Raw genomic sequence first — 21,183 nt, forward strand, 5'->3', positions numbered from 1 at the left:
TCGGCGAGGGCATTTTTGTATCCTATGGGACGCGGTTTATTTGACGCTTACAAAACGTTATTCAAAACATTAACATTTGCTGACTACAATAGTAATCCTGATATATTTGATGATAAAATACATATTGGTTATCCGACTGTGTTAAGATGCCAAGCTGACAAAAAATATTTAGATAATAAAATGGGTCAACCTGGAAATGGTTTTCGTTCATACACTGATTCATATAATCGATAACTGTAATCATTTTCATGCCTGAGTTGGTCTGCGTGCTGTTCATTCCCTCAAAAGCTATCCGCATCAGGAGATAATTGGCTTTGTCAATATCAATTAGTATATCATTTTTTTCGTATACCTCACGACGCAACAGATTATTTAGGAATTCAGCAATAATTTTTCCTTCACTATCCGGTATTTTTCCAGTTGCCTCCACAATCTCTATTAGTCTCGACATCATAAGTGGCGTCTGTACAACTTTCTGCATACGCTCATTCTTATGTACTTCAGCTAAAATAATATCTATCGTTACAGGATTGGATGTATTGCACCTCACAAATCTATCAATCTGATCTATATTCATTTCCAGAAGATTGAATACAGGAATAGATTTGATGGCACTCTGTGCATCTGGACGGTTAGTAAAAATGATAAATGAATTTTTGTAGGTATTAATGATATACTGTATCTCAGTCAAACGTTTCTTTTTTAACGTATGATTTTGATTATCCGGTATTTCGTTTATACCATCCATGAACAGGCTGATCTTTCCTGACTGAAGTAACTCTTCAATCTTATTCTCCTTAAGGCAGGTTTTTTTCTGAATATAATGCATAATCGTTGAATTTTCTTCCGTTAACAATCTAAGAGGTATAAAGACTGGAATTGGATTATTTTCAGGTGCTTGTTTATATGCATTTGCATCAAGATAAACAAGGTATTCCAGTGTTGTGCTTTTTCCTGCACCGGCATTTCCCCAGATAATCATACGTTTTTCTGGAATCTTGTGCTTCCTCAGATCGTCTATTGTGCCAGAACGTATCTCCGTACTGATATCGCTATCATCTTCGTTCTCATTATCATCCTCATCATAATCCGCTACTTCATCATCATTATTATCATCTTCTATTATATCACGAAGCTCTACTATCATATTATCAGCAACATTTAGGTTTTCCTCTCCGTTTAAAGCAATAAACTTCTTCATCTTTTCCTTAAAGTTATCAATAAGTTCGTCCATATATGCTGATACATCTATAAATTGCACATCTATGCTCTTTAATATATTCCGGTGCTTATTAATGCAAACAAGTATGATTTCTATGACACAATTGACATTATAAGTAATCTCACGTCGCGACCATGATTTACAGCTATGTGATTCGTCATTTCGTATCTTATAAACTTGTGCAAGTTGTTCTGAATAATCCGAATTGTTATGGTATAAATACGGATCAACATCTAAATTACGTCTGTTGGGGTTCAAGTCAAGCGCGTTGATGACTGACATGAGTCCCTTTCGTTCAACCACTATCTGGTTGTATTTGCTTTTATTTACCTGAAAAAGAATTAGACGAAGCATAGGCTCTATCATAAGTAATTCGATTGCAGCGTCGTCCTGCTGTTCCCCTGTAGTATACCTACTAAAATAAATTCCAAGCGCTCGAGTAAATCTATTGCTGACATCTGCAAGCTCTTCCGGGGCTTCCACAGATAGAAGCATATCCAAAATGTTTAGCGCCTCAGTGACATTTATACGATCAAGGTCTCTTTTGACCTCACGTTCAATTTCTTCAATCAGAGTCTTTTCCATAGCTACCTCCTGTTATTTTCCGTTCATTTTATCATTTCTACGTCTCGCTTTATAATTCTTACATTCTTCCTCTGTATAAGCTGGGCATCTAAATAAGACAGTATTCTTTATCGGATCATAGGAATGAATTTTAAAGTAAATTCGCTCATTTCTTTTCGGAACAACATCTTCTGAACCGGAACGTACCTTTCCATTACACCCTGTTACAGGCAGGAATTTATTAACTGAATAGAAAGATATTGGAAAAACATAAATGCATCGTTTTGATGATGACATTACCGATCCTGAAAGAACAATACTTTTTAACAGATACCTCAGATAGTCGTTATATTTTCCGTTTGCCTCATACAGATAGCGAATTCGTGTTTCCAGTGGAAATGAATAAAGCAGTGAGAATAAGACTTGTATAATTTTATGAACATTCTGATAGGACTTGAATATTATATTCAAAGCTTGTAAATATGTATTAGTGTCATCTTTGGGTTGCACAGCCTTTCTGAAATCCCAACTTGCATTGTACTCTGCGTTATATTGTTTCATAAGCGATGTGATTTTCTTTTCATCTTGTAATATTGACATATACTCGTTATCATATTCTGATTCTGGCTCTGATGATGATTGTTTTAATAAAAGCTCATCCGAATTATTAATATTAAGACCAAGTATGTTTTGAGAAAAATCGCCTGACAGAATACTTTGTGTCAATTTTCTTTCAATATTTAGTATTCTTTCTGGATAAAAATACTTATTCTCATAATGATTCAATAATTTGAGTTCCTGTTCATTGAGATGATCAAACGGTTTGCGAAATTCCATAAAGCAAAGATAAAGCATTTGTGTTTCACTAATCTCAGAAGGATGCCTATTTTTTAATAATGGTCGAATACGCTCGTTTATTGCTTCATCGGTTGTTTCCAGTAATTCTGCAAGATTATCAACACCATATTTCTCTGCCATAAGTATAGTTAGTCGTATCGATTTTGATGAAGTTATAGTACTTTTATCATAATAAACCTTTTGTAGCAATTCTCTGAGTTTATTTTTGTCATTGACTTTACAATCAATGATCATGTAAGGGCTGATTTGAGAAACAGCTCCGTTTTGCGCCAGGCTGCAAATGATTTTAAATATCAAATCTGCAGAAAGATTGTTCAAAAGCCAACCTAGATACATCTTATTATTCAATAAATATGCGCAAAACACCTCTTTCATAAATAATTCGTATTCTTCGTATCTTCCAACAATAAGTAAAGAAGCGACAATACGATTTAGTTCTTGAGGATTAAAACTATTCTTATTGATAATATCCATTTTATGACCAAGAATCGAATTGAATATTATTTCTAGTTGTTCTGAATTATAGTATGTTGAGTTTATTACTGTACTGCTACATCAAGACTTTTATGTAGAATTCCATGTACATTTTTGATACTCTTTGAGGATAATGGCTTTTTAAGACCTACTCTAAGAGCCATTGAATTTACAAATAACTGTATATCCTCTCTTTTTATATCACTGAGAAGAAGATCTCCTAAAACTCTGTTTATATGCCTATTTACAAAGCATATATACGCTTCCTTTGTAGTTTGTTTGATACGCTTACAGTATATTGTAAGCCAACGCTCGTTCCATTCTTTTAGTGTCAACGGCGTATTGTCCCTTTTTACAGTAGGTGTAAGGCTCCTCATGTAAGCAAGGACATCGAATTTTGCGTTTGTGTTTTCCATTAATTATGTCTCCTTTGTTCTTAATTCCGAAAAATGGTAGACAATCTAATAGAATAATGATATAATATCTTTGGATAAACTTCAAAACTAACTATCTACCATTATTCGGATAACAAAAAAATTATAACATAAGCGCGAATATTTTCAAGTCCCATTACTCGCACCAGGAAGCGTTTACCGAAAGGTAAACGCTTTTTTTGTTTTTGTACGTATTTGCTTTTCCGCCGCCGCTGTGGTATAATAACAGATAGGCACAAACCTTATACTTCGGGCTTTACGGCTCTGAACGGAGTGATATGATGGATAAGAAATATCTCAGGCTCCTTGCAAAGGAGTACCCTACAATAGAGAGCGCCGCAAGTGAGATCATCAACCTTTCGGCCATACGCAGCCTTCCCAAGGGCACGGAATACTTCTTCAGCGATATGCACGGCGAATACGAAGCCTTTCTGCATATGCTCCGCAGCGCCTCGGGAATGATAAAGATAAAGATAGACCTTGTTCTCGGCAAGACCGTTTCCGCTGCCGACCGCGAGAAGCTTGCGGAGCTGATATACTACCCCGAAAAGGAGATAAGCCGTCTCACAAACAGCGGCGAGCTCTCCGACGAATGGAAACGGCTCAGTATCTATCGCCTGATACTGGTGTGCGAGACCGTTTCCGCAAAGTATACCCGTTCCCGTATCAGAAAGCGCATACCCGAGGATATGGTGTACATACTTGACGAGCTCCTCAACGTCACCGACGACGTCAACAAGGATTACTACTATGACGAGATAATCAGCGCCATAATCGACACAGGTATTGCAGAGACCTTCATCATCTCCCTCTGCAAGCTGATACAGTCGGTGTGCATAGACAGGCTGCATATCATCGGCGACATATTCGACAGAGGTCCCCGTGCGGACATTATCCTGGACGAGCTGATGAAGATGCACGACGTTGACATACAGTGGGGCAACCACGATATCTCATGGATGGGAGCTGCCGCAGGAAATCCCGCTCTCATAGCCAATGTAATACGCATAGCCATGAGATACAACAACTTCGACGTCCTCGAGGACGGCTATGGGCTCAACCTCCGCGCACTGGCGGTATTCGCCGCCGAGACCTACGAAAACGACGACTGCGGACTGTATATGCCCAACGCTCTCGACGACAACATCTACGATCCCGTTGACCTTGAGCTTGCCGCAAAAATGCACAAGGCCATAACCATAATACAGATGAAGCTTGAAGGCCAGCTCATAGCCAAGCACCCCGAATGGGAGATGCAGGACCGCGACCTTTTCGGCAGGACGGACTTCAGAAACGGCACTGTGTCCGTTGACGGAAAGGAGCATCAGCTTCTTGACAGGAGCTTCCCTACCGTGGATCCCGACTCTCCTCTTACCCTTTCCGAGGGGGAGGCGGAGCTCATGAATGTGCTGAAAGCCTCATTCCGCCACAGCGAAAAGCTCCAGAGGCATATCCGCTTCATATACGCAAGGGGCGCAATGTACAAGACCTGCAACAACAATCTTCTGTTCCACGGCTGTATCCCCATGGACGAAAACGGCGGTCTCCAGAGCGTAAGCATCAACGGAACGAGATACTCCGGCAAAGCTCTGCTGGACAAGCTGGGCGAGCTGGTAAATCAGGCGTATTTCGGCGAGGGCGCAGAAAAGGAATACGCAGGCGACTTCATGTGGTATCTCTGGTGCGGAGCAAAGTCTCCTCTCTACGGCAAGGACAAGATGGCCTTCTTTGAAAGGGCGCTCCTTGCGGACAAGTCCCTCCACACCGAGAATTACAACGCATACTACACCTTCTCGGAAAAGGCCGAGGTGTGTATGTCCATACTGGAGCATTTCGGACTGGACCCCGAAAGCGGACACATCATCAACGGCCATGTCCCCGTGAAGATAAAGAACGGCGAGAGCCCCGTCAAAGCAGAGGGAAAGCTCTTTGTTATCGACGGAGGTATCTCCAAGGCATACCAGTCCACAACGGGCATTGCGGGCTATACGCTCATATACGACTCCCACAGTCTCAATCTTGCGGAGCACAAGCCCTTTGTGGCAGGCGAGAGCGGCAATACTCCCACAATACACCTTGTGGAGAAGCTGGAGCGCCGCGCAAATATCTCCGACACCGACAAGGGCGAGGAGATACTGGACAAGATAAACGATCTCCGCCTGCTCCTTGAAGCCTACAAGGCAGGAACTATCAAGTAGATCGGGACGGATAACATCTGCCCTTATACACAGAAAAAGGACGCACAGTGTGCGCCCTTTTTTTCATACATTACGGATCATTCAAATTCATACTCGCCTTCGTAGTTCTTCTTGAACTCCTCAAAGACCTCGTTCAGCAGCTTGTCATCGTCAACGGAGACAAACTCGTCCTCCTCGGGATCCTCGCCCTGAACTATCTCAAGAATGACCACCTCGTCGTCCTCATCGTCCCAGGGAAGAAGCACGCCGTAAAGACGCTCCTTGTACTCCACTGTGCCGATTATCTCAAATGAGACCTCGTTGCCGTCGTCATCTGTAAGAGTGATGTTATTCTCCATCTCCTCTTCGTTTTCAAGCTCTTCCAGCTCTTTATCTTTCATATCGCTCATAGTGATACCTCCGCAGAATTAATATACCTCATTTTAACACATATGCTCTGAAATTGCAAGACTTATCTCTCCTTTACCACAAGAACGGTCTTTATACCGTACTCGCGGAATATCTCTATGCAGTCCCTGTCGATGATCTCGCCGCTGACCGCTATGGGCACAGCAGGCGGGCAGGGCACCTTTACAGACGCACATATCCTTCCCTCTGACTCCTCCACGGGAATCTCCTCCGAGGGCGCAAAGGCGGCTTCGCGGATGGCGCAAGCCATCCGAGGGAGCTTCACCCTTATGCTGCGGCCCGGTATACTTCTGCGTGAAGCTCCCGTGACCGCGCTTTCCAGCGCGGTGCGAAGCCGCCCGTAGTGGCAGGCGCGTGAAAAAGGCGACATAAGCAGTATCACCAGTTCGTCATCGGCATATTCGCACTCCACACCATCACGGCGCAGAAGCTCCGCCAGCTCAGTACCGCATAGACCGCTGTCGGCAGCCCTGACGGTGACATGGAAGGGGTCGCCCTCCGCAAACAGCAGCCTGTCCGCAAGTCCGCTCCTGAGCTCACTTAGCCGCGGCAGAGCCGCAGCTATATCATCTCTTATCCGCTCTGCGATATAGCGGTTGCAGAGATCGAGGGAAGCAAGTATAAGATAAGAAGGACTGGTAGAGCCGAAAAGGCTCATGGCCTGCTTCAGTCCGCACCTGTATTCCTCACGGGAGGTATGCAGCACCGCCGCTCCCGTAAGAGCCGGCAGCATCTTGTGCGCGGAATCGCAGCACAGATCGGCGCCCAGCGCCATAGGGTGGATATTCTTCTCAAAAAATGCAAGGTGCGCACCGTGAGCGTTGTCCACAAGGAGCCTTGCACCGTATCGGTGACAGAGCTCCGCCAGCGCCCCGATATCCGCTGTCCTGCCTGTATAGTCGGGAGAGGTAACATACAGGCAGGAAGGCCTGCTGTCCGCCGCAAGAGCCGCCTCCGCCTCCGCAAGGGAGAGCTCCCCCGAGAGTATGCCTCCGCTGTACCTCGGAAGCAGCCATGTGACCTCCATATCCAGCAGAGCGGCTGCATTGAGAAAGGCGCGGTGAACGTTCCTCACCGCGATAACGCGCCTCCCCTCCTGCTTCATAAGCGCCAGCATGGCCTGTATGCACAGAGTTGAGCCGCCTGCGGAAAAAGCGGCGGCAGCGCTGCCGTAGAGAGCGGCAGTATTCCTTTCGCTCTGTGCGATGATGCCGTCGGCCTCAAAAAGGCTGTCAGCCCCTGCGATCTCGGTTATATCCAGCCCGTACAGCTCCGCCGGAACGTCCGCAGGCGCAGCCCCCTTATGTCCGGGCATATGGGCGCGGAGAGTATCCCCCTCCGCGTAACGTTTCAGAAAATCATAGACAGGAGTTTCCATAATAACACCTCATATGTAATACTGAAGGAACCTGAACAGCTTGACCCTGCCGCGTCCCAGAGCCATAGAGACAGCCTGTGGAGTTACGCCCAGCTTTTTGCTGATATCAACGATGTTCATGTCCCTGAAATAGTATAACACAATAATCTCTTTTTGTCTCGGGGTCAGTTCATTATTAATAATTTTTAACATTATACGCCGAAGCCTTGCGGCTCTGTCGTCCTCCTCGTCATAGCCGAGAGCGAGCCTTATACCCCTGTCTGCGTCGCCCGTGAACTGATCCGAATAAGAATTACGCCTGCTCACAGTCCCTGTCCCTCCTGTATGAGGAAAGGTGAGAGATGATCTGCTGAAGCTCACCGTGCTCCTCGTAGAGTATACGGATCCTCCTGTCGAGATCGAGCTCCCTTGCCCTGCGGCTGTCTCCCCTTCCGAGGAGCTCCCTGCGCTGGGCGGTAAGCTCGGCGATACGCTGTCTGACCAGCAGGCAGCTGTGAGTGTAGCTGTTGATAAGATCTGTCATTGCATTTGCCCCCTTAAACACAGATAAAGAAGCACGAAGCAGCGTTGCGCTGCGCCCTTGCGCCGCGGTATATCCACATATTCACGGTGCAGGCCTTGTTAAGATAGCTTTGCGAACTAACGTTCTATTCCTTGTGATTATATTATAGAACGTTAGTTCGCATTTGTCAAGAGGGTATTCACAATTATTTCCGTTCCGACAAAAAACGACAAGTGACAAATATCATCTTTTCAGCCGCCCGTGAATGTGGTATAATATTAAAAAAGGAGGCACAGCCATGAAAAACATCACAGCAATACTTACCGCAGCATTACTCGCAGCAGGTCTTTTCTCATGCAGCCAAAAGAAAAACACAGCAGCAAAAAACGAGCTCAACGACTGGCAGAAGGAAGTACTTGCGGCAGAAGGGCTTCCCACGGAAGCCGATGAACTGACAGCCTCTCAGCTTCGCTCGATTCAGCGTATCTATGAGATGATAACCTACCTCAACGAAAAGTACGACGAGGAGTTCATCTATGCGGGATATCTGGAACCTGCGGCGAATCAGACGGAAACGCTGTATGCCTACCCGCGTTTACTGGGCAATGATTACGGCAGAAACACCGTTACAGTCAAGGCTGATAAAGACGGCTTTACTGATGATTACAGTGACAGGTCTATCGTTGACTATGCTGAAGAAATGGCAAACGACTTTATGAAGGATTATTTTGATTCAGATCAGGTCATTGCTTTTTTCAAAGTCAACGCCTGCGATATTAAGAAAAACGAAGTGGAAAACGGTGATTTCCAGTGGAAACTCGGCGTTTCTGACATCATCTTTGTAAATGAAGACATTTGCAATGCGGATCAGGTGGAAGAATTTGCCGTTAATTATGCAAAATGGCTTTATGAGCATGGATTAGACGGTATGCACAGGATCAATATAGTCAAGGATATGGATATTACTCAAATAACCTATGGAGAGATCGCAGACATTTACGATTATGACAACTACCTCGGATACTACGTTTTCTTTTTTGACTCTGACACGGACCCGAGCAGGAAAAAGGTTTTACAAAGCCAGTGGCTAAATAAAGAAAGAGAGATGAATGAGTATACAAGGGAAGAATTCTTTTCTAAATACAACTAAAAACAGACGGCCATAAGTCAGCCGTCCGCAAAAGCAAAGGGCGCACTGCTGTGCGCCCTTCATGTTTTCTCATTAATTGTTGAGCTGTTCCTTTACCTTGTCGTATTCCTCGATGATCTCGTCCTCGGGATAGCCCGTTGCCAGAGATACCGCGATTATTGCAACAAGTGCGCAGATGAATGCAGGAAGGAGCTCATATATAGCCAGAACTCCGCCCATGGGAGCAATGACGAACTTCCATACGAATACCATTACCGCACCGACAATGAGTCCTGCCATAGCGCCCCACTTGTTGGAACGCTTCCAGAAAAGGGCTGTCAGCATAACGGGTCCGAAGGTAGCGCCGAAGCCTGCCCACGCGAATGAAACTACTCTGAATACGGAGCTGTCCTGATCCCATGCCAGTATAACGCCGAAAACTGCGATGACCAGAAGAACTCCTCTTGCCACCAGCATAGACATCTTGTCGCTCATCTTCACGTTGAACACGCCCTTGAGGATATTCTCCGACATAGAGGACGAAGCTGCAAGGAGCTGTGAATCAGATGTGGACATGGTGCAGGCAAGGATTCCTGCGAATACCAGACCTGCGATAACGGCAAGTCCTGCATGGTGCTCGCTCATGTACTGAGCCAGCTTGATAACAATAGTCTCGGAAGCGCTTCCCTCGAGGGTCTCCAGCTCCTCGCTGTTAGAGAGCGCGTTGCCGATAAATCCGATGAATATAGCGATACCCATTGAGATAACTACCCATACGGAGGCTATCCTTCTGGAGGTCTTTATCTTGTTCTTATCACTGATAGCCATGAAGCGGAGGAGGATATGAGGCATACCGAAGTAGCCAAGTCCCCACGCCAGCGTAGAGGCTATGGTCAGGGCGTTGTATTTGTCCGCGCCGCCTGTTTCGGTGTTATGGATATGGCTCAGTGAGAAATAGCCTGCGATATTATCCGCATTGTCGATAACATTGCTTACACCGCCAACTGAATTGATACCGAAGATAACTATGCTTATAAGAGCAACGGTCATAACGATACTTTGTATAAGGTCAGTGGTGCTGGCAGCAAGGAAGCCGCCTGTGCAGGTGTAGGAAATGATGATAGCCGCACTGATTATCATTGCCATGTGATAATCCCAGCCGAAAAGCGAATGGAACAGCTTTCCGCAGGCCGAGAAGCCCGATGCGGTATAGGGCACGAAGAATATGAGTATGATAACTGCGGATATTCCCATGAGACCCTTGGTCTTTTCCTTGAATCGCTGTGAGAAGAAATCGGGAATAGTTATCGCACCGCAGTGCTGGCTGTAGACTCTCAGGCGCTTTGCCACGATGAGCCAGTTGAGGTAGGTACCCACTGCAAGACCGATAGCTGTCCAGCCTGCCTCCGCGCCGCCTGTGAGGTAGGCAACTCCGGGGAGACCCATAAGGAGCCAGCTGCTCATATCGGAAGCCTCTGCGCTCATAGCCGTTACCAGCGGTCCCAGCTTACGTCCGCCGAGGTAGAAGTCCCCGACGTTCTCGTTTTTTCCGGAGAATATGAAACCTACTGTTACCATTCCCACAAGGTAGGCGATAATAGTCCCCAGAACGATATAATCTGTTGTGTTCATGTGTTCCTCCTTATAAAATAATTTAGGAATAATAGCTATTTTTTATTATACATCATGTTTTTATTTTAGTCAATATCAAAATCATGTAATATTCTATTAATTATTGCGAAATCAATTCCATGAGCATAAAAAATCACCGGATCCATACAGATCCGGTGACTTGTTATTGTTTATTCAGCACTTTCGGCTGTCTGAACGTCAGCTGTCTCACTGTTCTGCTCATCGGCAGCCTCTGCGTCTCCATCGGGAACGGGTTCCTCAACGGCCTGTGCAGGCATAACGTCCGTCACTACCTGCTGTGAGTCCTCGTCCACATAGACGATATCCCCGGGGACGGGCTCCTCAACCACAGGAGCGGCCGCTGCGATATCCTCGCGTATGCCGTCCGAGCAGGCACCGAGCTTCTGCATATTGATGATACCAGAGCAGGTAACGTCGTCGCCGCTGCCCTTCTTAGTCATGGCAGGCAGGAACTCGCCAAGCTGGCGCACCCCCTCCTCCATGCCGTTCTCAACCATTGTAAGGGCAAGTCCGCGGAAGAAGCCGAAGAGCTGCTCCTCATTCCAGTAGGAATTCTCGACTCCGTCCGTGCAGAGAAATACCGCAGCGGGAAGGAGTCCCTTGGGCAGGTAGAAGAACCTTGCGGACAGAGCCGCGTCGTCCTGACACATTGATGTGGTGACGTTCTCATAGCAGCGCGGATCCTCGGGTATGGGAGCATACACGTTGCTGTCGCCGTCAATGACCACGCATTTTCCGTCGCCTATCTGAGCTCCGAAGGCATAGTCCTCTGTAACGGCCGCAAACAGCAGCGTTGTGCCGTAGGCGCCTATATACTCCCCGCGCTCATATCTTGTGCGATAATGTGCGAACTTCTCGGGTATGCGGTCAAGCTCCTCCTCGGTAAAGGGGTTGCTGATGAAGTCCTGCTCGGTCTTGTCGTGCCAGCGGGCGATTATGCTGCGCCAAAGCTGATTGAAGAGCTGCTCGCGCTGACGCTCATCGGCCAGAGCTGTCTCCGCACCGTCCAGCACCTCAAGGAACTCCGCAACGCACTCCGCAGCACATTCAACGGCGAACCGCGAACCTCTGTCGGTACGCAGATAGCAGGCGCTTCCGTGGCCGTCCGCCGCTGCCGCAAAGGAATAGCCCTCATAGTCGGCAGCAAAGGAGCTGTCCTGACATATCTGCTCACGGCTGAGATGTGAAGCACCGATGCTCGTCTGAGCAAAGGAAATAAGTTTCTCCATATTCTCACCTTACCAGTCGGATTCGTCCCAGTCAGCGGTATTGGCGTCGCTCATAGCCTCGTCTGTCTGGGTCTGAACGTCCTCGGCAAGCTTCTTTGAGATCTCAACGGGGTCTGTATCACTGTCAACTGTGCTTGAATGGCTGGCGAAAACGCTGGTGATAACACTGGCCTTTTCGATCATGAGCCTGAGCTGATCCTTGTTCTTTACGTCCAGGACCGTCTCGGAGCTTCCCGAGAAGCGTGCCAGAACGTCTCTGTCGGCGTCGTCGCCGATAGCGAAGGCTATCTTGATGGAGCGCTTGAACCAGTTGTTCTTCTTCAGTGCGTCAAGGCCGCTCTCCCAGTTATCCGTGGGGCCGCCGTCGCTGAAGAGGAGTATTACAGGCGGATATGCGCCTGCGGCAGTCTGAAGGAAAACGTTTCTCGAAAGCTTCTTGTCCAGCTCCTTGCAGGCTGCTCCCAGATCGGTGACACCGCAGGCCTCGAAGGTCTTGAAGCGGTAGCCCTCGGGAGAAACAGGCTCGGGAGTTACCCACGAAGCTCCTGTGGAGAATTCAAGAACAGCGATCTTGATCTCGGCATCGTCGCTTTCGTCGCTTATCTCCTGCAAGGTCTGCATTACCTCCTCAAGAGCTGATTCTACCTGTCCTATCTTGCTGCCCTGCATACTTCCGGAAGTGTCGATGACATAGAAAAGGGTCATGACCTTTCTGACAGCAGGTGCGTAATCGTCTAAACCCGGCATGATTTTATCCTCCGTTCATATAATATTTCTGTCGGCAGAGATGCAGGAACTGCTCCGCAGCCCGTATCTGCCGTATTATTGCATTATGACAATATACATTATACCACGAAAAGGAGCGGCAGTCAAGCAGCAAATGTTCACACAAATTTAACATTTACAGTGGTGACATAATGCCGCATATAATGTATAATTAAATCACAGAGACAAGATCGGAGGGATATGCCGTCAGGGACGGCGGATTATGGAAAAAAGAGAGATCAAACGCTATATATTCATTGCTTTTCTGGCTGTGGCAGTATGTGTTATCAGTCAGAACTTTTCGGTGCTCACAAGTCTTCTTTCCCTTGTTCTGGGAGCTCTCAAGCCCCTTTTCATCGGACTGATGATAGCATATATCTTCAACATCATCATGAACTTCTTCGAGAAGCACTACTTCCCGAAAAGCAGCTCAAAGCTGATAACCTCAACGCGGCGGCCCCTGTGTCTGGTATTCTCGTTCACACTGGCCATAGCTGTCATAATACTCATTATGTACATCGTCGTGCCGGAGATAGGAAAGGCTTTCGGAGTGCTGTACGACGAGATACCGCCTGCCTTTACCAAGTCCAAGGACTTCATTATAGGCAAGCTGAAGGAATACCCCGAGATACAGGAACAGATAAGCACTGTCGAGTTCGACTGGGCCAAAATAGCCGAAAAGGCCTCAAAGCTGCTGACCTCGGGAGTTGCCGGAATACTCAGCTCCGCAATGGGCATAATAGGAGGACTGACCTCCGCCCTTACCAATCTGGTGCTGGGCGTCATATTCGCCATATACCTGCTTCTCCGCAAGGATAAGCTCATACGCGACGGCAACCGCATCAGGCGGATATGGTTCAGCGACGAAGTCAACAGGAAGCTGGGCCGCGTGTTCAGCACAGCCAACGAGACCTTCCAGAGCTTCTTCGTGGGACAGTTCGTTGAGGCTATAATCCTGGGCACGCTCTGCTTCATAGGCATGAAGATGCTGAAGCTCCCCTACGCCGCAATGTCGGGCACTCTTGTGGGAGTAACGGCTTTCATCCCCATAGTCGGAGCTTTCCTCGGCGCAGGCATAAGCGCTTTCATCATACTGACGGTAGCCCCCATGAAGGCGCTGATATTCATAATATTCCTTGTGATACTCCAGCAGATAGAGGGCAACATCATATACCCAAAGGTGGTGGGCGGCAAGGTAGGCCTCCCAAGTATATGGACTCTGGCTGCCGTTACCATAGGCGGCGGACTGTTCGGCGTACTGGGCATGATACTGGGCGTACCGCTGGCAGCTACACTGTATAAGCTATCATTCTACAAGATAGAGGCAAAGGAAGCGGAGCTGGGCATAGCTTCTCCCGATGAGGAGAAGCCGAAAAAGCCGAAGAAACAGAAGGCTCCCGCTAAAAACGCAAAAGCAAACAAAAAGAAGTAACTCTGTCGGAGACAGTGTTACATTCTTAGCTCTTAGTTCTTAGCTCTAAGTTCTGTCAAATGCACAAATAAGCCAAACAAGTTCACACATTTTTGATACCCGTTATTGTGGGACAGGCGGAACAGACCTATTATCCGCAGCAGGACAGAAAGATTTTTCCTGCGTAGCTCCCAATTTGTAATCTGATAAAACGAAAGCGGCGCTTTTTACAGCCCCGCAGGCAGATAAGGAGATTGACAAAAGTTAAACAATGTGGTAATATAACCTTAGATAATATATTTCAAAGGAGTAATGTGTTATGATCAGTACATGGCCAAAGGAGTGGGACGGTTTCAGAGAAGGCCGCTGGAGCTCCACATCAGTAAACGTCAGAGACTTCATAAAGAAGAATTACACTCCTTATGAGGGCGACGAAAGCTTCCTCGCAGGTCCCACGGAAGCCACAAGAAAGCTCTGGGATCAGGTCATGGAGCTTTCCCGTCAGGAAAGAGAAGCAGGCGGCGTCCTGGATATGGACACTAAGATCATTTCAACAATAACTTCACACGGCGCAGGCTATATCGACAAGGATCTGGAGCAGATAGTAGGTCTCCAGACGGACAAGCCCTTCAAGCGCTCCCTCCAGCCCTTCGGCGGTATCCGCATGGCTCAGCAGGCCTGCAGGGAGTACGGCTATGAGGTGGATCCCGAGGTCGTGGAGATCTTCACAAAGTACAGAAAGACTCATAATCAAGGCGTATTCGACGCCTATACTCCCGAGATGAGGCTCGCACGTCACTCCGCTATCCTGACGGGTCTCCCCGACGCCTACGGCAGAGGCCGTATCATCGGCGATTACCGCCGTGTAGCCCTCTACGGAATAGACCTCCTCATCGAGGACAAGAAGCACCAGATAGATACCTCTCTGGTGAGAATGACTTCAAAGAATATCCGTCTCCGCGAGGAACTTGCCGAGCAGGTAAGAGCTCTTCAGGAACTGAAAAAGCTGGGCGAGATATATGGCTTCGATATATCAAGGCCCGCCGCCAACGCAAAGGAAGCGGTGCAGTGGCTCTACTTCGGCTATCTTGCCGCAGTAAAGGAGCAGAACGGCGCGGCTATGTCGCTGGGACGTACATCAACATTCCTGGATATATTCATTCAGCGCGACCTTGACCGCGGCATACTCACCGAGGAACAGGCTCAGGAAATAATCGACCACTTCATCATGAAGCTCCGTATCGTAAAGTTTGCCCGTACTCCCGAGTACAATTCCCTGTTCTCGGGCGACCCCACATGGATAACCGAGTCCATAGGCGGCGTAAGCGTTGACGGTAATCACATGGTAACGAAAAACAGCTTCCGCTACCTGCATACCCTGGAGAACCTTGGCACAGCCCCCGAGCCCAATATGACCATACTCTGGTCAACGAAGCTGCCCAGAAAGTTCAAGGAATACTGCGCGAAGATATCCATAAAGACCTCATCCATACAGTATGAGAACGACGACATGATGAGGGTGGTACACGGCGACGACTACGCTATCGCCTGCTGCGTATCCTCAATGGTAGTGGGCAAGGAGATGCAGTTCTTCGGAGCAAGGGCAAACCTTGCAAAGTGCCTGCTCTACGCCATAAACGGCGGTGTGGACGAGCGCCTCGGCATACAGGTAGGCCCCAAGTACAGACCAGTTGACAGCGAGTATCTGGACTTCAACGACGTCTGGGAAAAATACATGGATATGATGGAGTGGCTGGCAGGACTCTACGTCAACACCCTCAACGTTATCCACTATATGCACGACAAGTACAGCTATGAGAGGCTTCAGATGGCTCTCCACGACAGGGACGTAAAGCGCTACTTCGCAACAGGTATCGCCGGCCTTTCCGTTGTGGCAGACTCCCTCTCGGCTATAAAATACGCAAAGGTCAAGCCCATTCGCAGGGACATCGAGATAAAGGACAAGGCAGGCAATGTTACAGGCGTCACAAAGAACGTTGTGGTCGACTACGAAATAGAGGGAGACTTCCCGAAATACGGCAACAACGACGACCGCGTGGACAAGCTGGCTGTTGAAGTGGTGCGCAGGTTTATGGACTGCGTGAGAAAGCACCACACCTACCGCGACAGTATCCCCACCATGTCCATACTCACTATCACCTCAAACGTGGTATACGGCAAGAAGACAGGCAACACCCCCGACGGCAGAAAGCAGGGCGTTCCCCTTGCTCCCGGAGCTAACCCCATGCACGGCAGAGACACCCACGGCGCTGTAGCTTCGCTCTCATCTGTTGCAAAGCTGCCTTTCAGACACGCTCAGGACGGTATCTCCAATACCTTCTCCATTATCCCCAGTGCTCTCGGCAAGGATATGGAGGTATTCACAGGAGATCTGGACCTCGACAAGCTAAGAGAGGAAGAATGATGAACACGCCCCATATACCCGAAGTCAATGACGATCCCGCAGAGCTGGCCGACCTTATAGATCAGCTCATGTCACAGGGAAGCGGTCATGTGAATATAGTTTCGGACGGCAGTTCTGAGCTGAAGGTGGACACCGTGAAAAGCACGGATATATGCGGCACCAAAGGCGCCTGCTGTCAGCCTACCGAAAACGCTGTTGACGAAAACGATGAATTGTAGGGAACGCCGCCCTCGGCGTTCCATAACGATAAAACAGAAAGGGAGAATTAATATGGATAACCAGAAACAGGTCGATAACCTCATTGAATTACTTGACGGCTACGTTGAAAAAGGCGGACACCACCTCAACGTAAACGTTTTCACCCGCGAAACTCTCCTTGACGCACAGGCTCACCCCGAGAAATACCCTCAGCTCACCGTAAGGGTCTCGGGCTATGCGGTAAACTTCGTAAAGCTCACAAAGGAACAGCAGGACGACGTTATCTCCCGTACATTCCACTCAGCACTGTGATAAAAAACAAAGCCACAGTATCCTTTACTGTGGCTTTTTTATTGACAAACGCAGCTATGTGGTCTATAATTAAGAAAACAACTGCAAGGAGACATTACAATGACGGAAACACTGAATAAAATAAGAGAACCCCTGAAGATCACCAACAAGTCCATGTCTGTATTTGCTTCCTTCATGATGCTGGTGCTGGGAACAGCACTTGGCATATTTGCAAAATGGCTGGATAACCTTGAACTCAACAGCGATATCTGGTGGCACAGGATCATAGAAAAGCTGGATCTGGGCAATGTATTCTCGGAAATGGCAATATGGCTGCTCATCGCGCTGGCGATCGCCGTTTACAGCTTCCACCCGCTGAAAGCGGCCGTGAACGTATTCCTGTTCTTTGCGGGAATGTGCGCCTCCTACCACATATACACCATAATGTTCAGCGGCTTTGACCCCTCGGACTATATGAAGCTCTGGTACGGCCTCACCGTAGCCTCGCCCTTCATAGGAGCCGTATGCTGGTACGCCAAGAGCAAGACTGCTCCCGCAATAGTAATATCCGCCCTGATAGTCTACATAATGGCGCGGTACTGCTTTAACATGGGAATGGTCTACTTCTCATTTCGCAGCGTGATATATACCCTTATCTTTGCAGGAGCTCTCACCGTTATATACCGCGGTCCCAGACAGGTGGCCATAGCCTTTGTCTCGGGAATGGTGCTGGCCTTCATAGACCCCCTGAGCCGCTTCATACAGATATAAGACAAGCCCATGAGCCTAAACTCATGGGCTTTTTGCATTATGCAAGACTGTCGATATTGCCCAGCAGGAACTGCTGTATCTTCAGTGCGTCGTTGGCAGTAAGTCCCTCAACGGACTTGTCAACGTCGCCGTTTGCCTTACCATGCTCGGTGAGCACATGACCGATACCGTATCTGTCGGGATTGGCCAGAGCCTGAAGGATAAGGATAGCGTCTGCCAGATCTACTCTTCCGTCGCAGTTGGTATCGCCGGGCATAAGCTGCTCAGGAGGAGCTGCAGTGGTGGTGGTTGTAGTTGTTGTTGTGGTAGTAGTTGTGGTAGTCGTCGTAGTAGTTGTTGTAACTGCTGCGGGCTGAGACTTGCTTATTACGACTTTATTGGCAAAATTCCCCTGGGAGTCGCTGATGGTCTTTACCTTATTGGCCAGGCAGATCACGCCTCCCTCGGGAGTAACTATCTCACAGTCGTAGAGCTCTATATCATTGAAATTGCCAATAGCCTCCTTGTCTTTGCTGGTGGCAGTAACATCTGAATTGACGATATCCAGAGTCGCACGTTTATCCAATCCCCAGATAGCCCATGACTGCGCGTCAACATTCAGGTCTGCGTCCTTTATTGTAATTGCCGCTGTTGCGCTGATGCCTGCTTCTCCTGCCAAAACAGTGAGCTTTCCGTTAGTTGTCAGTATCATATTGTAATGATTGTCGATGAACCATGTATTTACACAGGAAACAATGACGTCGGAAGCCGTGGTAACTGTCAGGTTCGGTATATAACTCTGGATGACAGCATAGCTCTTGGCGGTCTGGAAATTGCCGTTTATAGTAAGGGTTTTGGTGTTTTCATCGTATGTAAAAATACCGTCGCCCAGTATATCGGCCTTGTTGGAATCGTATACCTTCTGGTCAACGATCTGGAGATCGTAGAATCTTTCTATGAGTACATCATGGACCTTGTTTTTTTCGCTGTCCAGAATGGAGCCGTCTTCATTTACAAGGACCGTTCTCTCGCTTGCGGTAGGATCGATAGGCTCGCAGCCCTCAAACTTCAGTTTCTTATTAAAGCCCGTGATAGCAGGCAACTGCTTGTTGCTCTCATTCTTGGCGATAACGTGTGAGTCAATGATCTCAAGAGTACACTTGTGCTGTAAAGTAGTATAATCAACATCTGTACCGCCTATAGCTGCCGCAGCGCGATCAACATTGGTAGTCACTGCGTTGAGCTTTGCGTTCTTTAAAGTCAGCTTACAATCGTTGACCGAGATAGTTCTTATACCGCCTTCCAGAGTAAGGACGCCGGGGCCTGTGATAGTAGTATCCTTAAAGATCGACAGTACCGGATTTACATAGGGCTGGGTCAGGGTGGAGTCCTTTTCAACGTAGATAGTCAGATCCTGGATACCGTCGTTTTTGAGCAGGATAGTAGGCATCTTGGTCTTACATTCAATGTCGCCTCTTATGGTCATGGTATTTGTTTTTGCATCATAGCTGAAATTGCCGTCTCCCATGATATCAGCAGCATTTTCGCTTGTGACCTTGGTTCCGCACAGATACAGCCAGTATTCCTCTACTGCATTAGCCTCCAGCGGATTTGCAGGCATGAATGTGAATGTCACCGCAAGCATGAGCATTGCTGTCATCGCACACTTCAGACGCTTAATCAGCGTTCTGTTTTCAGTTGATCTTGTTCCTTTCATAACACTACCTCATTTCAGATAAAATCAAAGAGCACTGCCTTCTCCTGCGGCTGCCCCCCATAAAAGCCTGTATACAGACTTCCGCAGGAGTTTTTCCGGCTGTGCTTTATGTATTAATTATATCACGCTGTCAAAAAAACTGTCAATGCAACTTACCCCCTCAAAAACGCAACTTACCCCCCTGAAAATGCAACTTACCGATTATTTCGTTAATCGTTTCACAAACACCCGTAAAAACCGATTTTTCCACAAAAACAGCCTGCACAAACGTGCAGGCTGCCTTTGATTTTTTATTACAGATATTTTCTCTTGCCAAGCAGGTATTCCTGTATGGCAAGGGCGTCGTTGGCGGTAAGTCCCTCGGTGGACTTGTCAACGTCGCCGTTGACCTTGCCCTGCGAGGTCATATGCTTGGGGTCGGAGCCCTTCTCGCCGTACTTGTTGGGATTTGCCAGCGCCTGCATAATGAGGATAGCGTCTGCCAGCTCCACCTTTTCGTCGCAGTTGGTATCGCCCTTCTTGCCGTATTCGGGCGAAGCAGTGGTGGTTGTGGAAGCAGTGGGCACAGGTTTGGTAACAGTTGTGGTTGAAGTCCCGGCCGTAGTCGTGGTAGTCTTTTTGGTCGTTGTAGTGGTCTTAGCCGTAGTTGTGGTAGTCTTAGCCGTTGTTGTGGTAGTCTTTTTGGTCGTTGTAGTGGTCTTAGCCGTAGTTGTGGTAGTCTTTTTGGTCGTTGTTGTGGTCTTTGCCGTAGTTGTGGTGGTCTTTTTGGTTGTTGTGGTGGTCGTAGGCTTTGGGGTGGTAGTCGCGGACTTTGAGGTGGTGGTTGTTGTTACCACAGGCGGTGCGGAAGTAGTGGTGGTCACAAGGGTGTTCTCGTCTATGAGCTTGAACTTATAGCCGTATATCTCCGCAAAGCTCTGGGCAGTAGAGCCCTCATAGCCTGCAATTATGGTATTTGCCGCGAAGCACATCATCTCCAGCTCGCACTCGGGATTGAGCACGGTAACGATAAGGCTCTTCCTTTTGGTGATATTTTCAATATTGTACTTCAGCTTGAAGGCCGTCATGCCGATGTATTCAACGCTTTCGGGAACGATCACATCGGTGAGCAGCGTATCCTCAAAGGCGCTGTCTTCTATCTCCGTAAGTGTTGACGGCAGACTTACACTCTCCAAGTTATTGCAGTCATAGAAGGCGCAGGACTCGATGACCTGTACTCCCTCTCCTATATGTACAGAGGTTATGGTCTTATTGCTCATAAAAGCCGAATCTCCGATGACCGTCACGGGCTTTCCCGCTACTGTTGAGGGAATATTTACCGCTCCCGAAAGGTCCTCATCTGCGAAAACAAGCTTTGCCGATGTTTCGTCTATCTCAAATGTCATTCCGTCTGTTACTGCTTCCGAGTCCTCGGCCGCAAAAACGCTGTACTCTCCCGCCCGCGGAGCCACGCTTACGGGAGCCATGCCCGAAGCACCGCATATAGCCATTGCGAGAGCTGCCGAGATCAGTTTGTTGAGTTTCATAGTTTACCTCCTTGAGATCATTTTTGCTGTAAAGCAATTATATTATACCGT

19 protein-coding genes are annotated in these 21,183 nt (G+C 47.8%); 7 read left to right on the forward strand and 12 right to left on the reverse strand.

Features of this window, described 5'->3' with window-relative positions:
- Positions 1-61 precede the first annotated feature (61 nt).
- The 3 genes from Q0Y65_RS09430 to Q0Y65_RS09440 form a co-directional block, all read right to left on the reverse strand.
- Positions 62-1,807, reverse strand: a complete 1,746-nt coding sequence (locus tag Q0Y65_RS09430; RefSeq protein ID WP_297959163.1) for an NACHT domain-containing NTPase — start codon at positions 1,805-1,807, stop codon at positions 62-64.
- Positions 1,808-1,819: 12 nt separating this feature from the next.
- The gene (locus Q0Y65_RS09435; protein WP_297959165.1) at positions 1,820-3,118 is read right to left on the reverse strand and encodes a hypothetical protein; all 1,299 of its coding nucleotides are present in this window, start codon (positions 3,116-3,118) and stop codon (positions 1,820-1,822) included.
- A 65-nt stretch (positions 3,119-3,183) separates the two neighbouring features.
- Positions 3,184-3,534 (reverse strand): hypothetical protein, encoded by a 351-nt coding sequence (locus Q0Y65_RS09440; protein ID WP_297959167.1) that lies wholly within the window; start codon positions 3,532-3,534, stop codon positions 3,184-3,186.
- A 299-nt stretch (positions 3,535-3,833) separates the two neighbouring features.
- On the opposite strand from Q0Y65_RS09440, the gene Q0Y65_RS09445 reads away from it, so the two are divergent.
- A complete protein-coding gene (locus tag Q0Y65_RS09445; RefSeq protein WP_363293540.1) occupies positions 3,834-5,750 on the forward strand; it encodes a fructose-1,6-bisphosphatase in 1,917 nt (638 codons plus the stop codon).
- A gap of 77 nt (positions 5,751-5,827) precedes the next feature.
- Here Q0Y65_RS09445 and Q0Y65_RS09450 read toward each other — a convergent pair whose 3' ends face one another.
- The 4 genes from Q0Y65_RS09450 to Q0Y65_RS09465 all read right to left on the reverse strand — a co-directional run bounded on the left by Q0Y65_RS09450 (position 5,828) and on the right by Q0Y65_RS09465 (position 8,059).
- Positions 5,828-6,139: a DUF1292 domain-containing protein gene (locus Q0Y65_RS09450; protein WP_297959171.1), complete on the reverse strand. Its 312-nt coding sequence runs from the start codon at positions 6,137-6,139 to the stop codon at positions 5,828-5,830.
- A gap of 62 nt (positions 6,140-6,201) precedes the next feature.
- Positions 6,202-7,536, reverse strand: coding sequence for an aminotransferase class V-fold PLP-dependent enzyme (locus Q0Y65_RS09455; protein WP_297959173.1), 1,335 nt, complete (start codon positions 7,534-7,536; stop codon positions 6,202-6,204).
- Between the two features lie 9 nt (positions 7,537-7,545).
- Complete coding sequence (locus Q0Y65_RS09460) at positions 7,546-7,842, reverse strand: RNA polymerase sigma factor (RefSeq protein ID WP_297959175.1); 297 nt, start codon at positions 7,840-7,842, stop codon at positions 7,546-7,548.
- A complete protein-coding gene (locus tag Q0Y65_RS09465; RefSeq protein ID WP_297959177.1) occupies positions 7,829-8,059 on the reverse strand; it encodes a hypothetical protein in 231 nt (76 codons plus the stop codon). The genes Q0Y65_RS09460 and Q0Y65_RS09465 overlap by 14 nt, the downstream gene beginning before the upstream one ends.
- A gap of 277 nt (positions 8,060-8,336) precedes the next feature.
- Between Q0Y65_RS09465 and Q0Y65_RS09470 the strand changes: the two genes are divergently transcribed.
- Positions 8,337-9,188 (forward strand): hypothetical protein, encoded by an 852-nt coding sequence (locus Q0Y65_RS09470; protein ID WP_297959180.1) that lies wholly within the window; start codon positions 8,337-8,339, stop codon positions 9,186-9,188.
- Positions 9,189-9,260: 72 nt separating this feature from the next.
- Here Q0Y65_RS09470 and Q0Y65_RS09475 read toward each other — a convergent pair whose 3' ends face one another.
- The 3 genes from Q0Y65_RS09475 to Q0Y65_RS09485 form a co-directional block, all read right to left on the reverse strand.
- Positions 9,261-10,799, reverse strand: coding sequence for a sodium/proline symporter (locus Q0Y65_RS09475; protein WP_297959182.1), 1,539 nt, complete (start codon positions 10,797-10,799; stop codon positions 9,261-9,263).
- A 170-nt stretch (positions 10,800-10,969) separates the two neighbouring features.
- A complete protein-coding gene (locus tag Q0Y65_RS09480; RefSeq protein ID WP_297959183.1) occupies positions 10,970-12,049 on the reverse strand; it encodes a PP2C family serine/threonine-protein phosphatase in 1,080 nt (359 codons plus the stop codon).
- A gap of 9 nt (positions 12,050-12,058) precedes the next feature.
- Positions 12,059-12,796 carry a VWA domain-containing protein gene (locus tag Q0Y65_RS09485; RefSeq protein WP_297959185.1) on the reverse strand — a complete coding sequence of 246 codons (738 nt, stop codon included), beginning with the start codon at positions 12,794-12,796 and terminating at the stop codon, positions 12,059-12,061.
- Positions 12,797-13,037: 241 nt separating this feature from the next.
- Here Q0Y65_RS09485 and Q0Y65_RS09490 point away from each other — a divergent pair, with 241 nt between their 5' ends.
- The 5 genes from Q0Y65_RS09490 to Q0Y65_RS09510 all read left to right on the forward strand — a co-directional run bounded on the left by Q0Y65_RS09490 (position 13,038) and on the right by Q0Y65_RS09510 (position 17,910).
- Positions 13,038-14,246 carry an AI-2E family transporter gene (locus tag Q0Y65_RS09490; protein ID WP_297959187.1) on the forward strand — a complete coding sequence of 403 codons (1,209 nt, stop codon included), beginning with the start codon at positions 13,038-13,040 and terminating at the stop codon, positions 14,244-14,246.
- Between the two features lie 298 nt (positions 14,247-14,544).
- Positions 14,545-16,650, forward strand: coding sequence for a formate C-acetyltransferase (pflB, locus tag Q0Y65_RS09495; protein WP_297959189.1), 2,106 nt, complete (start codon positions 14,545-14,547; stop codon positions 16,648-16,650).
- The gene (locus Q0Y65_RS09500) at positions 16,647-16,868 is read left to right on the forward strand and encodes a hypothetical protein (protein WP_297959191.1); all 222 of its coding nucleotides are present in this window, start codon (positions 16,647-16,649) and stop codon (positions 16,866-16,868) included. Before pflB ends, Q0Y65_RS09500 begins: the two co-directional genes overlap by 4 nt.
- A gap of 52 nt (positions 16,869-16,920) precedes the next feature.
- Positions 16,921-17,160 carry an autonomous glycyl radical cofactor GrcA3 gene (gene grcA3, locus Q0Y65_RS09505; RefSeq protein ID WP_028519550.1) on the forward strand — a complete coding sequence of 80 codons (240 nt, stop codon included), beginning with the start codon at positions 16,921-16,923 and terminating at the stop codon, positions 17,158-17,160.
- A 99-nt stretch (positions 17,161-17,259) separates the two neighbouring features.
- The gene (locus Q0Y65_RS09510) at positions 17,260-17,910 is read left to right on the forward strand and encodes a hypothetical protein (protein ID WP_297959193.1); all 651 of its coding nucleotides are present in this window, start codon (positions 17,260-17,262) and stop codon (positions 17,908-17,910) included.
- A 37-nt stretch (positions 17,911-17,947) separates the two neighbouring features.
- Here the strand turns inward: Q0Y65_RS09510 and Q0Y65_RS09515 are convergent, their stop codons facing one another.
- Complete coding sequence (locus Q0Y65_RS09515; RefSeq protein ID WP_297959195.1) at positions 17,948-19,606, reverse strand: dockerin type I repeat-containing protein; 1,659 nt, start codon at positions 19,604-19,606, stop codon at positions 17,948-17,950.
- 293 nt (positions 19,607-19,899) lie between these two features.
- Entirely contained in the window at positions 19,900-21,132 is a 1,233-nt protein-coding gene (locus tag Q0Y65_RS09520; protein WP_297959197.1) for a leucine-rich repeat protein, read from the reverse strand.
- Positions 21,133-21,183: the final 51 nt, after the last annotated feature.

It is taken from the genome of uncultured Ruminococcus sp. (genome assembly GCF_947301925.1).
Classification (GTDB): domain Bacteria; phylum Bacillota; class Clostridia; order Oscillospirales; family Ruminococcaceae; genus Ruminococcus.

What these genes read in the sequence shown, in the direction of transcription:
- Q0Y65_RS09430 (WP_297959163.1), bottom strand. Translation starts at nt 1,807, where the DNA reads ATGGAAAAGACTCTGATTGAAGAAATTGAACGTGAGGTCAAAAGAGAC.
- Q0Y65_RS09435 (WP_297959165.1), bottom strand. Translation starts at nt 3,118, where the DNA reads ATGGATATTATCAATAAGAATAGTTTTAATCCTCAAGAACTAAATCGT.
- Q0Y65_RS09440 (WP_297959167.1), bottom strand. Translation starts at nt 3,534, where the DNA reads ATGGAAAACACAAACGCAAAATTCGATGTCCTTGCTTACATGAGGAGC.
- Q0Y65_RS09445 (WP_363293540.1), top strand. Translation starts at nt 3,834, where the DNA reads ATGGATAAGAAATATCTCAGGCTCCTTGCAAAGGAGTACCCTACAATA.
- Q0Y65_RS09450 (WP_297959171.1), bottom strand. Translation starts at nt 6,139, where the DNA reads ATGAGCGATATGAAAGATAAAGAGCTGGAAGAGCTTGAAAACGAAGAG.
- Q0Y65_RS09455 (WP_297959173.1), bottom strand. Translation starts at nt 7,536, where the DNA reads ATGGAAACTCCTGTCTATGATTTTCTGAAACGTTACGCGGAGGGGGAT.
- Q0Y65_RS09465 (WP_297959177.1), bottom strand. Translation starts at nt 8,059, where the DNA reads ATGACAGATCTTATCAACAGCTACACTCACAGCTGCCTGCTGGTCAGA.
- Q0Y65_RS09470 (WP_297959180.1), top strand. Translation starts at nt 8,337, where the DNA reads ATGAAAAACATCACAGCAATACTTACCGCAGCATTACTCGCAGCAGGT.
- Q0Y65_RS09475 (WP_297959182.1), bottom strand. Translation starts at nt 10,799, where the DNA reads ATGAACACAACAGATTATATCGTTCTGGGGACTATTATCGCCTACCTT.
- Q0Y65_RS09480 (WP_297959183.1), bottom strand. Translation starts at nt 12,049, where the DNA reads ATGGAGAAACTTATTTCCTTTGCTCAGACGAGCATCGGTGCTTCACAT.
- Q0Y65_RS09485 (WP_297959185.1), bottom strand. Translation starts at nt 12,796, where the DNA reads ATGCCGGGTTTAGACGATTACGCACCTGCTGTCAGAAAGGTCATGACC.
- Q0Y65_RS09490 (WP_297959187.1), top strand. Translation starts at nt 13,038, where the DNA reads ATGGAAAAAAGAGAGATCAAACGCTATATATTCATTGCTTTTCTGGCT.
- pflB (WP_297959189.1), top strand. Translation starts at nt 14,545, where the DNA reads ATGATCAGTACATGGCCAAAGGAGTGGGACGGTTTCAGAGAAGGCCGC.
- Q0Y65_RS09500 (WP_297959191.1), top strand. Translation starts at nt 16,647, where the DNA reads ATGATGAACACGCCCCATATACCCGAAGTCAATGACGATCCCGCAGAG.
- grcA3 (WP_028519550.1), top strand. Translation starts at nt 16,921, where the DNA reads ATGGATAACCAGAAACAGGTCGATAACCTCATTGAATTACTTGACGGC.
- Q0Y65_RS09510 (WP_297959193.1), top strand. Translation starts at nt 17,260, where the DNA reads ATGACGGAAACACTGAATAAAATAAGAGAACCCCTGAAGATCACCAAC.
- Q0Y65_RS09515 (WP_297959195.1), bottom strand. Translation starts at nt 19,606, where the DNA reads ATGAAAGGAACAAGATCAACTGAAAACAGAACGCTGATTAAGCGTCTG.
- Q0Y65_RS09520 (WP_297959197.1), bottom strand. Translation starts at nt 21,132, where the DNA reads ATGAAACTCAACAAACTGATCTCGGCAGCTCTCGCAATGGCTATATGC.